Here is a 15,817-nt window from a genome sequence, read left to right on the forward strand (position 1 = left end):
TGGAGAAAAAAATGCTTGCATACACTTTGTTATCTAAACGATCATAGCATAAAATTGCAAAAAAAAGTAGCAGAAAACCCTAAAAGAACTCTCGCATTAATAGCTGGGATGATGTTAGCTGGCCTTCTTCTAACACGCAAAAACTAAATATAATACCACCATTCTCGCGCCCGCTTTCAAGCGGGCTGTGTTTATATTGTTACAGCTTTGCAAGATCAAAAATAGAGATAGTAAGATAAAATCTTCGTCATAATAAACCAAATAAAATCTTCTAAGGTAAATACCCACTTACTGTATGAAAAGGGAATAAAAATCAAACTGAAAAGAAGCAAAACTTCAACCTCCAGAAACATTTTGTGTAGTATCTACATATGTCACAACAGACATCCCTGGAATAAGTTTTTCAACACCATCTTGTCCAGGATCTAAAGAAATACGAACTGAGATACGTTGCGCAATTTTTATAAAATTACCAATTGAAGTATCTGTTTTTAACAATGAAAACTCCGAGCCCGTAGCAGGTGCGAAACTATCCACCCGTCCTGTTAATTTTTTATTATTTAATGCATCAACAGAAAAAACAACAGGTTGTCCTACACGCATCTGAGAAAGCTGCGTTTCTTTATAATTGGCAATAATCCAAATATCATCCGAAATAACTGACATTAATTGCGCACCAGGCACAACATATTGTCCCACTTGCACACCAACTAATCCAACATGCCCCGTTCTAGGAGACACCACTTTCGTGTGTCTTAAATTAAGTTTAGCTAATTCAACACCAACCTTTGCCCCGTCAGCCTCTGACTGTAAGCTTTGCCGTTCAAGACTCAATTGTTTTTGCAATTTACGTTTTGTTTCAAGCGCTGCCAATAATTGTGAAAGAGAGCGAGCAGCAGGACTTGAAACATCATCAATGCTATGTTTTTTCTGTCCAGAAAGAGCATTGGGAAATCTTTGTGAACGCGATAATTCGATTTCCATCATATTAATTTCTCCCTGCAAAATCTGATCTTGCAATAGAATACTCGCAAGTTTTGCATTTTTTGAATCAAGAACTGCCTGTGCTTGTGCAAGTTGTTGTTTAAAGAGAGAATCATCGAGTTCAAATAAAAGCATTCCCTGTTCCACTTTTTGGTAATCTTGGACATAAATCCGTGAAACCACACCAGAAATTTGCGTACTTACCAGGGTAACATTGCCCTTAATTGAAGCATTATCCGTCATTTGAATTGTAGTTACAAAAGGAGGAAGCTTCCAAGCCCACAAAATCAATAAGATGCCAACAGTACCTGATAAAAATACAACAATTGTTCTCTTTGCCCTTAATGTTCTCACCATTTTTAATACTTTTGTCATTTTTTATCCCTCTTGGTGCACATTATTTAGCTTTTTGAATGCTATCAAAGAACATGATTTGAAAAGGACTTTTGCAAAAAAAACAACAAATACAACTGTTGCAATATAAAAATACAGTCGAAAAACATCATTATAAGCGAAAATATTTGCTGTTAACTTCAATTTATTAATCAGTTCAGACATTCCTCTCTCATCTCCTAAAATATGAGAAGCTGATACATCGTAAGGATACGAAAATAAGGTATTCATTTCACCTAAAATAAGAGGATCTGTAACAACAATATTCTGTGTTAAATGTTCAAAATGCATATAGGCGAAAAAAAGCTGCAAACTGCCAAAGAAAGCCGAACTCATTAATCCCCCTGTCATTTGCGTTAGTAAAAAAATCGTAATAAAACTTAAAACATAACGAGGTCCACGCTCACTGGATATGACAAACCCCTTAAAAAGAGCAGCAGGCAAAAAAACTGCATAACCAAAACCAATCAGTCCTTGACTTAACATCATATCTGCTGGACGTGTTAATTGGCTTACATAACTGTCTAAGTATGCTCCAAATGCCAAGCAACTCAAAGAAATAAGATAAAAATAATCTTCTCGACCTTCGCGTAGAAAAAAAACACAAATTCCTCCCCCTAATAGGGTCCCAAGTGTAACAGCAAGGTACATAGGTGCCGTTTCAGAGTTCAACAAACCAAAAAGATTAAAAAATTCGGATACTAAATTTGAATCTTCCAATAAAAGAACGCGAAAAGCCAGTAAAATAAGAACAGGCTGCACCATTTCTTTACTAAAAAGCCAGCGAAAATCAATTAATGGCTTTTCTCTATTAAGCTCGAGAATAGTTGCAATCATCAAACATAAAATAACGAGAACAAATCCCCAACCAATCCACGGAGCCTCATACCACCAGTATAACGTGCCAACCGACATAATAATAGCATTCAACCCAAGACCAAGCGCAATCAGACCATAACTTACCCAATCTAACGTCACAATAACTTTATTGCGTTTAACAGGAGTGAGTGGAAGAGCAAAGATACATCCCAAACTGATAAGGACTAATCCCATTTCCAACGCAGAAAGACTAAAAAATCCACCATTTTCCATTAATTTAGGAGAAATCAGATGAGATAAAGGCGCTGCCAAATTCGCATTCATATAATTTAAACTGAGTCCAATGGTAAATTTTTTTGCTGGTGCAAAAGCTTCCATCATATAAAGAAGTGCAAGTGAGGCTAGAGGCGCTGCCGCAATCCCAGCAAAAAAACGAATAATCAGTGCAGAACGCAGGTCTGTCACAAACAACTGCAAAATACATACCAACACAAACCCAAGAATTGATAATTCAGCAAAAGCACGCAAACCAAAATGGTAACGAATTTTGATCAACATGATCGCAACACTGACGTTTGGCGCCATATAAACAGCAACCAACCATATAGTTTCAGTTATAGTTGCATGAAAATCACCCGTAAGCTGGATAATGTTAGATTGAACAATATTCGCCCCTAAACCATAAGCCCACTGCAAAATGAAAGAAGCAAAAATATAAACAAAACACTTTGGCAAAGGTCCCGCGAAAACAGTACCAGGACGAGGAAACGGCCCAGCATATTTCTTAGACATAGCTGACTTTTTTTTACCGCTCACGTCGTTTTTCCTGCATGACCTTTTATGCCTCCATCAACGCACCATCAACATCTGCTAATTGACGAAAAAACTCCTTTACCTTGTGGTCTGTTTTATCACTTGCTTCCCCTTCCAATGTTGCAAGAACTTGCAAAATTTTTTGTTCTAAAACATCAAAAGACATGTGATCTACAGCAACCACTTTTTCGGCTAAAAGAGAACAACCCGAAGAGTTAATATCAGCAACACCACCAAAAACCGCAAACAACTTTTCACCTGAAAAGCATGAAACGCGGACACTTCCCAACACAATGTTCGTTACCAAAGGAGCATGATGCGCCATGACCGTTAACTGACCTGATGCTGAAGGAAGAACAACAGATTTCACCTGCTCTGATAGAACGAGTTTTTCAGGTGATACAAGCTCAAATAAAAAGTTCTCTATCCCATTGTTTTCCACAGCAACCTCCACATGGCTCACCACAAAAACCTCTTACCATATCTTCAATATAGATTCACACCTTACGAAGAAGCTTCTGCAATAAGACGCTTTCCTTTTTCAATGGCTTCATCAATCGTACCAACCATATAAAAAGCTGCTTCTGGTAAATCATCATAATCACCAGCACAAAGCCCCTTAAAGCCTTTAATTGTATCTTCCAAAGGAACAAGCTTTCCCGGTGAACCCGTAAAAGCTTCAGCCACATGGAAAGGTTGAGAAAAGAAACGTTCAATTTTACGAGCCCGCCCTACTAGCAACTTATCATCTTCAGAAAGCTCATCCATTCCCAGGATAGCAATGATATCCTGCAAAGATCTATATTTTTGTAAAATAGTTTGAACCTGATTTGCGACAAAATAATGTTCCTCACCTACAATCAATGGATCTAACATACGTGAGAAAGAATCAAGCGGGTCAACCGCTGGATAAATACCTTTTTCAGCAATAGAACGTGAAAGAACAGTTGTTGCATCCAAGTGAGCAAAAGACGTAGCAGGTGCTGGATCAGTCAAATCATCTGCTGGAACATAAATAGCTTGCACAGAAGTAATAGACCCTGTTTTTGTACTCGTAATACGTTCTTGTAAAGCTCCCATATCTGTTGCCAAAGTTGGCTGATAACCCACTGCAGAAGGGATACGCCCCAAAAGAGCAGATACTTCAGCTCCCGCTTGTGTAAAGCGGAAGATATTATCTACGAAGAAAAGAACATCCTGCCCTTCATCACGAAAGTTTTCAGCAATAGTCAACCCTGTAAGAGCAACACGTGCACGTGCCCCTGGTGGCTCATTCATCTGTCCATAAACAAGTGCACATTTTGATCCTTTTGTTGAACCATCGTTGTCTTTGGGATTCACATTTACACGGCTTTCAATCATTTCATAATAAAGATCATTTCCTTCACGTGTACGCTCTCCAACACCTGCAAACACAGAATATCCACTGTGCGCTTTTGCGATATTGTTGATAAGCTCCATAATGAGAACGGTTTTACCAACACCAGCCCCCCCAAACAGCCCAACTTTACCACCTTTTGAATAAGGCGCTAATAAATCAACAACTTTAATACCAGTAACAAGAATTTCTGATGTTGTTGATTGCTCAACATATGCGGGAGCATCTTGGTGAATGGCGCGTTTCTTTGCTGTAACAATGGGTCCCACATTATCAACGGGTTCCCCAATCACATTCATGATACGACCGAGCGTTTCCTCTCCAACGGGAACACTGATCTGTGTCCCTGTATCAAAAACTTTTTGACCACGCATAAGACCATCTGTCGTATCCATGGCGATCGTGCGTACAGTGTTTTCACCCAAATGCTGCGCAACTTCTAAAACCAACCGATTGCCCAAATTGTCTGTCTCTAACGCATTGAGAATATTTGGCAACTCGCCTTCAAATTGCACATCAACGACGGCACCAATAACCTGCTTAATCTCACCAACTGAACCTTTTGTATGCACAGCTTCAGAAGAAGTACGCGTAGAACTTGAAAAATCCTTTGCATCAGCTTGAGATTTTGAGGTGTTTTTTTTAACGCTTGAACGCGCAGCTGGTTTTTTTTCTCCAGCTTTTGGCGCTCCTTTGCTTGACGTTACCGCTTTTACCATCGATCCTTACCTTTTCAATTTTAAAGCGCTTCAGCGCCGGAAATAATTTCTATCAGTTCCGTAGTGATCTGTGCCTGACGCTGACGATTATAAGTCACCGTCAATTTATTAATCATTTCGCCTGCATTACGCGATGCATTATCCATAGCAGTCATCTTTGCACCCATTTCACCCGCAACATTTTCAAGCAAAGCTCGAAAAACTTGCACCGAAAGATTGCGTGGAACAAGTTCATCCAAAAGAGAAGCTGCATCAGGCTCATAATCATAAACTGTCGATTTTAAATCTTTACTTTTTCCTGTCTTTTCAGCAACATTTTCACCCACGACATCCTCTTTTGGAGAAATCGTTGGTATTAAGCGAAAAGCCGTCGGGCGCTGATTAATGACTGAAACAAATTCAGAATAAAACAGCGTACACACGTCAAACGCACCCTCATTAAATAATTCCAAAATACGCTGACTAATCATTGACGCTTCTGCAAAACCAACCCATTTTACAGAACGCAAATCAATATGGTCAATCATCAAGGGCTTATAACTACGTGTTAAAATATCTGCACCCTTTTTCCCAACAGTTAAAATTTTAACAACTTTACCAGCTGACAACAGCGCCTCAATTTGCTCGCGAGCACGACGCACAATTTGCACATTAAAAGCACCACATAAACCACGTTCAGCAGTGCATACCACTAAAAGATGCACATCATCTCGACCAGTCCCCCGCATAAGAGGGGGCGCATCAATAGCGTCCACATCAACAGCAACATTAGCCAAAATAGCAGCCATCCGCTGAGCATAAGGACGCGCAGATTCAGCAGCTTCTTGCGCACGGTGTAACCTCGCCGCCGCAACCATTTGCATAGCTTTGGTAATCTTCTGTGTCGCCTTAACCGAGGCGATACGGTCTCTCAGATCTTTTAGCGACGCCATTTAAGCATTCCATCAATTAATTTATCATGAAAACTTTTTCACATAATTATTAAGGACAGCAACCAATTTCTCCTTAATCTCATCTGTTAACTGCTTTTGTTCAGCAATCGCTTGCAAAAGATGATGATAATCGCTGCGCATAAGTGTCAAAAGCCCCTGCTCAAACCGACCAACATCAGGAATATCTAAGGCATCAAGATAACCATTCACACCAGCAAAGATAACAACGACTTGCTCTTCAATTTTAAGCGGAGAAAATTGTGGCTGTTTTAAAAGCTCTGTTAAACGTGCACCACGGTTTAAAAGACGCTGCGTGGATGCATCCAAATCTGAACCAAATTGCGCAAAAGCCGCCATTTCTCGATATTGTGCCAACTCACCTTTAATTGAACCTGCAACTTGCTTCATCGCTTTAATTTGTGCAGCGGAACCAACACGTGATACCGATAGACCAACATTCACAGCAGGACGAATACCCTGATAGAATAAATTGGTTTCTAGAAAAATCTGCCCATCGGTAATCGAAATCACATTGGTTGGAATATAAGCAGAAACATCATTCGCCTGTGTTTCAATAACAGGTAACGCCGTTAAAGACCCAGAACCATTCTCAGCATTCAACTTTGCAGCCCGCTCTAAAAGACGAGAATGAAGATAGAAAACATCTCCTGGATAAGCTTCACGACCAGGAGGACGGCGAAGCAAAAGAGACATTTGACGATAAGCAACCGCCTGTTTTGAAAGATCGTCATAACCAATCAAAGCATGTTGGCCATTATCGCGGAAATATTCTCCCATAGCACACCCAGCAAGAGGTGCTATAAACTGCATAGGCGCTGGATCAGAAGCCGTAGCCGCTACGACAATTGAATATTCTAAAGCTCCACGTTCTTCCAAAACTTTCACAAATTGCGCAACGGTTGAACGTTTTTGACCAATAGCGACATAAATACAATAGACTCTATCTTGCTCGCGTCCAGAATCTTTTTCATGAAAAGGCTTTTGATTCAAAAAAGTATCGAGCAAAATCGCGGTTTTCCCCGTTTGACGGTCTCCAATCACCAACTCACGCTGTCCACGCCCAATGGGAATAAGTGCATCAACAGCTTTCAATCCTGTCGACATTGATTCGTGAACTGACTGACGCGGAATAATTCCTGGAGCTTTAACATCAACACGACGACGCTCTTTTGCTTTAATCGGACCTTTACCATCTATAGGGTTTCCAAGAGCATCAACAACACGCCCAAGCAACTCTGGTCCTACAGGGACATCCACAATAGCGCCTAATCTTTTAACACAATCACCTTCGCGAATACCACGATCTGAACCAAAAATCACAACCCCAACATTATCGATCTCCAAATTCAATGCCATCCCACGGACACCATTCGAAAAAGAAACCATTTCACCAGCTTGGACATTGTCCAAGCCATAAACACGGGCGATACCATCACCTACAGATAAAACCCAACCAATCTCTGAAACTTCAGCCTTTTGGTCAAAGTTTCTGATTTGCTCTTTTAGAATTTTTGAAATTTCAGACGGTCTAATGTCCATCAGCTGACCTCTTTTTTCAATGCAAGCTTAAGCGAAGATAATTTAGCCACAAGAGACGCATCAATCTGAAACGATCTTAAGCGAACAATTAACCCGCCAAGAATTGTTGGATCGACAATGATACGTAGCAAAATTTTTTCCCCAACGACACTTTTCAAAGCCGTACGCAACTCCTCTTCCTGATGAGAACTAAGTGAACGCACAGAAACAACCTGCGCCACAACTTCTCCACGAGACAAAGCAACACGGCGCTGAAAAGCATGTAAAATACCAGATAAAGCACAAAGCCGACGATTTACTGCAATCACACGCAAAAAATTACGAATAACCTGACCTGCTTTTTCATTAGAAAACTCAATACTATCGCAAACAGAAGACATCACTTTGATTTGCTCTTTTGCTGAAAAAAATGGGCTCTGTACAAAGCGCTTCAAATTTTTATCTTGATCCAATATAATCAAAAAAGATGCTACTGCCTTTTCAACACTTTCAACAGATTTTGTTTCTTGAACAAAGTCAAAAAGTGCCTCTGCGTAACGCTGGTCTACCAATGGCAGCGGTATAAGAGAAAATGAATCTGACACGAAATACCGCCTCTTTCCCTAGAGCAACCCTCTGATAATTATCAGATGAAATGAAACAGATATTCTAAATTTTAAGAATCCTCTACTTAAAACCTAGAACAAAAAACTTTTTGTTTTCTAGCATAGACATAACCGACTCGCAACAGCACAAATCGATACTTTCTAAAAATTTTAAATAAAACATTTTTAAAGATGATTTTTGGATACGAATAAAGCGACATTTTTTGTATCTTTTTTATCTTTCCTAGTTTTTAAAAAGAAAGTACGCTTTCATTAAAGGTCGTTTTTTTTAAACATTTTTTGGGAAAAACAACTCTCTCTGTTATGTTGTTTTACTTTTAGAGGAAGCTTTGCGGATCAATATCAATTTGTACCCGAACAGAACTTGGAAGTTTAGGAGCATTTGCAAGAATTTTACGAATAAAGCCTTGCATATTAAAAGAGCGTTTTCCCTGCAATAAAAGTCGAAAACGGTAACGTCCCCGCACAAGAGCTAGTTGAGCTTCAGCAGGTCCCATAAGTGAGACATTTTTTTCCTGTGGAGCAGCCTGACGCAATGCACGTGCATAATGTTCTGCAGCTTGGCGTTGTTCTGAGGAAACAATTAAAGAAGCAAGTCGCCCAAAAGGAGGTAAATGATAATTTTTTCGTGTTGCAAATTCATGTTTATAAAAATCTTCACCTTTTTGTAAAAGCAAGGCTTGTATCACCGGATGATCAGGTTGATAAGTTTGCAATAATCCTAAGCTTTTTAATCCCATGCGCCCTGCCCGGCCTGTGACCTGAGACAAGAGCTGAAAAGTGCGTTCAGCCGCACGTAAATCACCATTAGCAAGACCCAGATCCGCATCAATGACTCCAACCAAAGAAAGCTGAGGAAAATGATGTCCCTTCGCGACAAGCTGAGTCCCAACAATAATGTCAACATCTCCCTTTGCAACTGCCTCCAATTCTCTTCGCAATTGACCAACTCCACCTTTCAGATCAGTTGAAAGAATCAATAACCTTGCCTGTGGGAAAAGTGCCCGTGCTTCTTCAGCAACTCTTTCCACACCTGGTCCACAAGCTGCAAGATGATCGAGAGTTCCACATTCAGAACATGCTTCTGGAAGGGGTTGATGGTAACCACAGTGGTGGCATTTCAATTGTCCTTGTAAACGATGTTCAACTAACCAGCTTGAACAGCTCGTACAATGAAAACGATACCCACAAATCCGACACAAAGTTAAAGGTGCATAACCACGCCTATTGAGAAAAAGAAGTGCCTGTTCCCCCTTCTCAAGGGTTTGCATCAGAGCCTGTTCAAGAGCGGAAGAAATAAATCGCCCCTTTGGCACACCGCCTTGACGCATATCAACAACTCGCAATTGCGGAAGTGCTGCCGCTTTAAAACGCGATGGCAAATTGACCTGTTTATAGCGTCCCCACAAAACATTGACTTGGCTTTCAACCGATGGGGTCGCTGAGGATAAAATAACAGGAAAATGTTCAAAAGAACCCCGTGCTACCGCCATATCACGCGCATGATAAAAAACGCGCTCTTCCTGTTTATAAGCATTATCATGTTCCTCATCAACAACAATGAGTCCAAGCTCTTGAAAGGGTAAAAAAAGCGCTGATCGTGCGCCGGCAACAACCCGCACGCGCCCTTCTGCGACTTGCCGCCATACACGCTCACGACGACGCGGTGCCAAATCTGAATGCCACTCTGCTGCTGCTGCGCCAAAACGTGCGTAAAAACGATCTAAAAATTGCTGTGTTAAAGCAATTTCTGGCAACAAAATGAGAACTTGCTTGCCGCATATCAGCGCCTGAGCCACTGCTTCAAAATAAACTTCCGTCTTTCCTGATCCCGTAACGCCTTCAAGTAGAAAAACTTGAAACTTAGAAGCCAAAATACCTTCCCGCAATACTATAGCAGCTTCATTTTGCGCGCCTTCCAACACGGGAGAACAAAAATGGGGATCAGGCATCGCAACAAGGTCAGGAACTGGAACTGTAGCATTTTCAAAAATCCCAAGCAATTTTAACCCATCAACAACAGAAGCAGAAACGCCCGCCGCATGCGCAAGTCCAGAACGTGTCCAAACTTTACCATCGCGTACCAACTCTAAAACCCGTAATCGTGCTGGTGTTAAACGTTCCACATCCCCACCACAATAGCGCAACCCCATCACCTGTGTTTCTGGTTCTAAAGCAGCCGACACGCACAAAACCAACCGTGCAATAGAACCAAATGGTGTCATCGTATATTGGCCAACAAAACTCAAAAATGAAATCATTTCTGCTTTTAGTGGAGGACAATCAAAAACGTGAAGAATTGAACGTAGTTTTTCACGAGGCACAGGCTTGGCCATTTGCGAAGTTTTAGCTGTTTGCTCGCCAACCTCCACCACAAAACCACAAAGCTGACGTCCCATCACTGGAACACGAACAAAAGAACCAACCTCTACCTCCATAGAAGACGGAACCACATAACTATAAGCATAAGAAACAGGGAGAGGCACTAATACAGAAACAATTTTTTCCTCTACCATATGTGATTTCACTTTTTGTACCAATCTTTATACGAACCTTTTAGACAGATATTATTTTAATACTTTGTCTTTTAACATATGATTTTCCGCAAAATTTTTTGCGTGATTTATCACTTTAGCCCTTTCAACAACAATAATCAGAAGTAATTATTTTGAACTTACATTGAATATTGATACATCGCATACATGCTAAAATTGATAATAAGATTTTGTCACATTTTTGCTCACTTTCCAAAGATTAAACTTTCCCTTTTTCTCAAAAAATCATCAACTTACTATAACAGCAGCCACTGCCTCTCTTGCTTTTATGATAAATGATGGCGCATAACAGCAAAAATTATGAGTATAAAAAGCGAAAAACTAAGGAAAGAAATTTGAACATGAAATTTTTTGTAGACAGCGCGAATGTGGAAGATATCAAAGAATTGCAAAATTTGGGTCTTGTTGATGGTGTTACAACAAATCCATCTCTTATCTTAAAATCAGGACGTAATATTCTTGATGTCACAAAAGAAATTTGTACGCTCGTCAAGGGACCTGTTTCCGCTGAAGTTACCGCAACTGAATTTGAAAACATGATGGAAGAAGCTGCAGTTTTGGCAAAAATTGCTGATAATATTTGTATAAAACTTCCTTTAACCTTTGATGGATTGAAAGCGTGTAAAGCTTTAACAAAACGGGGATTAAAAACGAATCTTACCCTTTGTTTTTCTGCTAACCAAGCCTTATTAGCAGCCAAAGCAGGTGCAACATTTATTTCACCTTTTGTTGGCAGAATCGATGATTACGGAGCGGATGGCTGTGAATTACTTCATGAAATTCGCACAATTTACGATAATTACGGCTTTCAAACACAAATTTTGGCAGCCTCGATCCGCACCGTAAATCATGTTAAACATGCTGCACTAAGCGGTGCAGATGTGGCAACTGTCCCACCAACAATCTTAAAAGCTCTCATCAAACATCCTTTAACCGATAGAGGCTTACAAATATTTTTAGAGGATTGGAAAAAAACTGGGCAAAATATTGCTTAACGTTTTACAAGATCTCTTGAAAGCGACAAGAAAATCCGCTCTGCTAGCTCCTCAGCTGCCCGTCTTTGTGCATTTTCTTCTGCTTGTAGCGTTGCGTATTCTTGCTGAAGCCGTTCAAAAGACACATTTGCCGTTTCCATTCCGCTTAAAATGGTTGTATTTTCCATATTGTGTAGTGTATAGGAAGCTCTGCTCATGACGGTTCCAAGCGAAAACCGTCTTTCCTCATTTTGGTCAAACTCTACTGACACAGACGCTCGTGTGAATGTTGATGTGCTCAAAACTAACCTATAAGTAGGAGCAGAAGGTTCATCTCCATTTCCATAGAGAAGAAATAATAAATGGCTACGTACCATTTGACTAAAGTGATCCTCAGCTTCTTCAATGAGAATACTTGCAAGCTTTGCAGAAAGCTCCAAAGATTTTTTGCTTGAAGACTGACTAAGGGAAACAGGATTCATTGTTGTAGAAATCTGAGATGGTTCACGATAAAGCGGCTCAATAGTGCATCCACACAAGAACAAGAGCAAACTCACAAAACAAGCAACAATAAAATTTTTAAAAAACAACATTAACAATCCTTTGCGGGACAACAATTATTTTTTTTATTGGTTTTTGGGTTAGGTGTACTTGGACAAAATCAAGAGCCAAGACAGCTTCTTTAATCATTGTTTCACTAGCTGTAGCTGGAATTGTTATCTCCCCACGTTTTTTTCCATTAACTTGCACAGGCAAAGTATAACATGTCTCAATGGTTAATGTAGAGTCATAAAAAGGCCACGAACGCTCAGAAATTAAAGTTTCTCCTCCTAAAGCAGCATAACATTCTTCTGCTAAGTGAGGCATAATCGGGGCAATCATTGCAAGAAAAAAGTCCATTGCTTGGCGTAAAGATGCCTTCATTTCATCTTCAAGGCTTGCAACATTATTTGACAATGGTGTCATCACGTTCAAAAATTCATAAAGACGTGCAATTGCTCGATTAAACGCAAATTTTTCTAAATCATCTTCCACAGAACAAAGCGTGCGATGCGCTACTTTTGAAAGTTCCAAAGCCTGTCCTTGATGACCAGCACATGGAATTACATCCTTTAAAATTGGGGCACACAAAGCCACACAGCGCCAAACACGCTGAACAAAGCGATGTGCACCTTCAACTCCAGATTCTGTCCAAATAACATCACGATCAGGAGGAGAATCCGACAAGACAAACCAGCGTACAGTATCAGCTCCATAAGACATAATAATATCATCAGGATCAACGACGTTCTTTTTTGATTTTGACATCTTTTCAATCAAACCGATTGTCACTTCGCTTTGATCGGTCAATTTATAAGCGTGACGTTTTCCATCCTTTTCAACGATAGTAATTTCTTCTGGTGAAACCCACCCCTTATCATCTCTATAAGTTTCATGCACAACCATTCCTTGGGTAAACAGTCCTTTAAACGGCTCATCGATATCCACATAACCTATAATTTTCATGGCACGCATAAAAAAACGTGCATACAGAAGATGCAAAATCGCATGTTCAATTCCGCCAATATATTGTTGCACGGGCAACCACTGAGTTGCGACATCTTTGTCAACAGGCTCTTGCGCCCAAGGTGCAGTAAAGCGCGCATAATACCAAGAAGAGTCAACAAATGTATCCATTGTATCCGTTTCCCGTGTGGCAGGCTGACCACAAGAAGGACATGGCACTGTTTTCCAATTTTCATGACGCGTAAGAGGATTGCCAAGCTGATCGAAGGTTACATCATCAGGAAGAACAACTGGCAAATCTGCGCGTGGCACAGGCACCACCCCACAAGCAGTACAATGGATCATAGGAATCGGACATCCCCAATAGCGTTGACGCGAAATCCCCCAATCGCGCAATCGAAACTGTACTGTTTTTTCTCCCTGAGGCTGACCATGAAGCACTTGTTTCTCAAGACGATTTGCTGCCGCTTCAAAAGCTTGTTGAGGCGTTAAACCATCCAGAAACCCTGAATTAATCATCACCCCATCACCAGTGTAAGCTGTTTCAGCAATCGTAAAATCCTTAGCGTCAATTCCTTGCGGCAAAACCACTGGTCGCACGGGAAGATCATATTTGCGTGCAAAATCTAAATCTCTTTGATCATGTGCAGGACAACCAAAAATAGCACCTGTCCCATAGTCCATGAGTACAAAATTGGCAATATACACAGGAATACGCACGGTTTGATCAAAGGGATGAACAGCCAAAAGCGATGTACGGAATCCTTGTTTTTCAGCAGTTTCAAGCGCTTCAGTTGTCACTTCACCACATCGACAATTTTCGATAAAATCGCTAAGAGCTTTGTCTTTTTGTGCGAGAGCTTGTGCAATAGGATGATCAAAAGACAACGCTAAAAAAGAAGCTCCAAAAAGTGTATCAGGACGTGTTGAGTAACAGACAACTTCATTGAACTTCTCACAAATATCCTTGTTTACTTCTGTCATTTCTAAAGCCCAACGGATCAACAAGCCTTGTGACTTTCCAATCCAGTTTTTTTGCATAATGCGGACTTTTTCTGGCCACTGATCAAGTTTTTCAAGACCTGCCAATAAATCTTCACTAAAATCACTAATTTTAAAAAACCACTGCGTTAATTCACGCTGCTCAATCAATGCACCAGAACGCCAACCCCGTCCATCCACAACCTGTTCATTTGCCAAAACAGTCTGATCAACAGGATCCCAATTGACCTTAGCCACTTTACGTGTAACCAATCCCTTTTCATAAAAATCAAGAAAAAGCATTTGTTGACGGTGGTAATAATCCACATCACACGTCGCAAATTCACGTGACCAATCCAAAGAAAAGCCCAACTGCTTTAATTGTTCACGCATAACGGCTATATTTTGATAAGTCCAAGTCTTTGGATGCACTTTATTTTGCATAGCCGCGTTTTCAGCTGGCATACCAAAAGCATCCCATCCCATAGGGTGAAGGACATTAAACCCTTTTGCACGTTTATAGCGTGCAACAACATCCCCCATGGTATAATTGCGCACATGCCCCATATGAATGCGACCCGAAGGATAGGGAAACATTTCTAAAACATAATATTTATCACGCTGATCCCCTTGGTTTGTTTGAAAAATCTTCTTTTCATTCCAAATTGTCTGCCATTTTTTTTCCTGGGCACGTGGATTATAGCGTTCTACTGTCATTCCCATTATACTCTTTAATAAAATTAAACCAAAAACTTGTTTTATGCTTCACCATGGATTAAGCCAATCGTCAACATTTTCAGTAAATATTTTCAAAGTTTTTACAAATCATTGCTCCACTCTTAAACAAAAGTAGAAAGCGTATGAACATATGAGCACACTTTACACTGCCTCTGACATGTCTTCTGTTGAAGCGTGGAAAAACATTAAAAAAGACATTACTGAAATATGTCAAGAAATGCGTCGCCCTTTAGACGAGGTTCAACTTTTAGCTGTTTCAAAAACGGTATCTGCAAATAACATTATCCCTCTTTTGCAAGCAGGACAGTCTCTTTTTGCTGAAAACCGTGTGCAAGAAGCTGCAGAAAAATGGCCAAATTTGCGACAACAATTTGATTCTATTGAACTTCATCTCATTGGACCTTTGCAATCCAACAAAACAGAACAAGCTGTTAAGCTTTTTGACGTCATTCAAACGGTTGATCGCGAAAAAATAGCTCGATATCTCGCTGAAGAAATGCAAAAACAAAAAAAATATCTTCCTTGCTATGTTCAAGTTAATATCGGATTAGAACCACAAAAAAGTGGCATAGCACCGCAAGAAGTGGTCCCTTTTGTTACACAGTGCAAAAATCAATATGGACTTAACATTATAGGTCTTATGGCAATCCCACCAGTAGAAGAGAACCCCGGTCCTTATTTTGCTCTTTTAGCAAAACTTGCAAAAAAAGCTGATCTTCCAAAACTTTCTATGGGAATGTCTAGCGATTTTAAAACTGCTCTTCAATTTGGCTCTAATATTCTTCGTATTGGTTCAGCTCTGTTTGGAAAACGTCCTGCTTAATTTCACGTTTAATGCAAATTTTGCATTAGAAACGCAA

The 15,817-nt window shown here is 40.2% G+C and carries 12 protein-coding genes; 2 read left to right on the forward strand and 10 right to left on the reverse strand.

Annotated elements, in window-relative coordinates; all coding sequences use genetic code 11:
- Positions 1-336: 336 nt before the first annotated feature.
- The 8 genes from V4P55_RS05085 to V4P55_RS05120 form a co-directional block, all read right to left on the reverse strand.
- The gene (locus V4P55_RS05085; protein ID WP_455475050.1) at positions 337-1,341 is read right to left on the reverse strand and encodes an HlyD family secretion protein; all 1,005 of its coding nucleotides are present in this window, start codon (positions 1,339-1,341) and stop codon (positions 337-339) included.
- A gap of 21 nt (positions 1,342-1,362) precedes the next feature.
- Positions 1,363-3,012 carry an MFS transporter gene (locus tag V4P55_RS05090; RefSeq protein ID WP_455474019.1) on the reverse strand — a complete coding sequence of 550 codons (1,650 nt, stop codon included), beginning with the start codon at positions 3,010-3,012 and terminating at the stop codon, positions 1,363-1,365.
- A 22-nt stretch (positions 3,013-3,034) separates the two neighbouring features.
- Positions 3,035-3,451, reverse strand: coding sequence for an ATP synthase F1 subunit epsilon (gene atpC, locus V4P55_RS05095; RefSeq protein ID WP_455475051.1), 417 nt, complete (start codon positions 3,449-3,451; stop codon positions 3,035-3,037).
- A gap of 62 nt (positions 3,452-3,513) precedes the next feature.
- Positions 3,514-5,106 (reverse strand): F0F1 ATP synthase subunit beta, encoded by a 1,593-nt coding sequence (gene atpD, locus V4P55_RS05100; protein WP_455474020.1) that lies wholly within the window; start codon positions 5,104-5,106, stop codon positions 3,514-3,516.
- 20 nt (positions 5,107-5,126) lie between these two features.
- Entirely contained in the window at positions 5,127-6,038 is a 912-nt protein-coding gene (locus V4P55_RS05105) for a F0F1 ATP synthase subunit gamma (RefSeq protein WP_455474021.1), read from the reverse strand.
- A gap of 24 nt (positions 6,039-6,062) precedes the next feature.
- On the reverse strand, positions 6,063-7,598 hold the full coding sequence (gene atpA / locus V4P55_RS05110; protein ID WP_455474022.1) for a F0F1 ATP synthase subunit alpha: 1,536 nt from the start codon (positions 7,596-7,598) through the stop codon (positions 6,063-6,065).
- Positions 7,598-8,182, reverse strand: a complete 585-nt coding sequence (atpH, locus tag V4P55_RS05115) for an ATP synthase F1 subunit delta (RefSeq protein ID WP_455474023.1) — start codon at positions 8,180-8,182, stop codon at positions 7,598-7,600. The genes atpA and atpH overlap by 1 nt, the downstream gene beginning before the upstream one ends.
- A 338-nt stretch (positions 8,183-8,520) precedes the next feature.
- The gene (locus V4P55_RS05120) at positions 8,521-10,719 is read right to left on the reverse strand and encodes a primosomal protein N' (RefSeq protein WP_455475052.1); all 2,199 of its coding nucleotides are present in this window, start codon (positions 10,717-10,719) and stop codon (positions 8,521-8,523) included.
- A 380-nt stretch (positions 10,720-11,099) separates the two neighbouring features.
- Between V4P55_RS05120 and fsa the strand changes: the two genes are divergently transcribed.
- Positions 11,100-11,753: a fructose-6-phosphate aldolase gene (fsa, locus tag V4P55_RS05125; RefSeq protein WP_455475053.1), complete on the forward strand. Its 654-nt coding sequence runs from the start codon at positions 11,100-11,102 to the stop codon at positions 11,751-11,753.
- Here the strand turns inward: fsa and V4P55_RS05130 are convergent.
- A complete protein-coding gene (locus V4P55_RS05130; protein ID WP_455474024.1) occupies positions 11,750-12,325 on the reverse strand; it encodes a hypothetical protein in 576 nt (191 codons plus the stop codon). The two genes, fsa and V4P55_RS05130, sit on opposite strands and share 4 nt — an antisense overlap.
- Entirely contained in the window at positions 12,312-14,936 is a 2,625-nt protein-coding gene (gene leuS, locus V4P55_RS05135) for a leucine--tRNA ligase (protein WP_455475054.1), read from the reverse strand. The genes V4P55_RS05130 and leuS overlap by 14 nt, the downstream gene beginning before the upstream one ends.
- A 151-nt stretch (positions 14,937-15,087) precedes the next feature.
- Here leuS and V4P55_RS05140 point away from each other — a divergent pair, with 151 nt between their 5' ends.
- Positions 15,088-15,780: a YggS family pyridoxal phosphate-dependent enzyme gene (locus V4P55_RS05140; RefSeq protein ID WP_455474025.1), complete on the forward strand. Its 693-nt coding sequence runs from the start codon at positions 15,088-15,090 to the stop codon at positions 15,778-15,780.
- The last annotated feature ends 37 nt before the right edge of the window (positions 15,781-15,817 follow it).

This window comes from Bartonella sp. B30(2025), assembly GCF_053793825.1.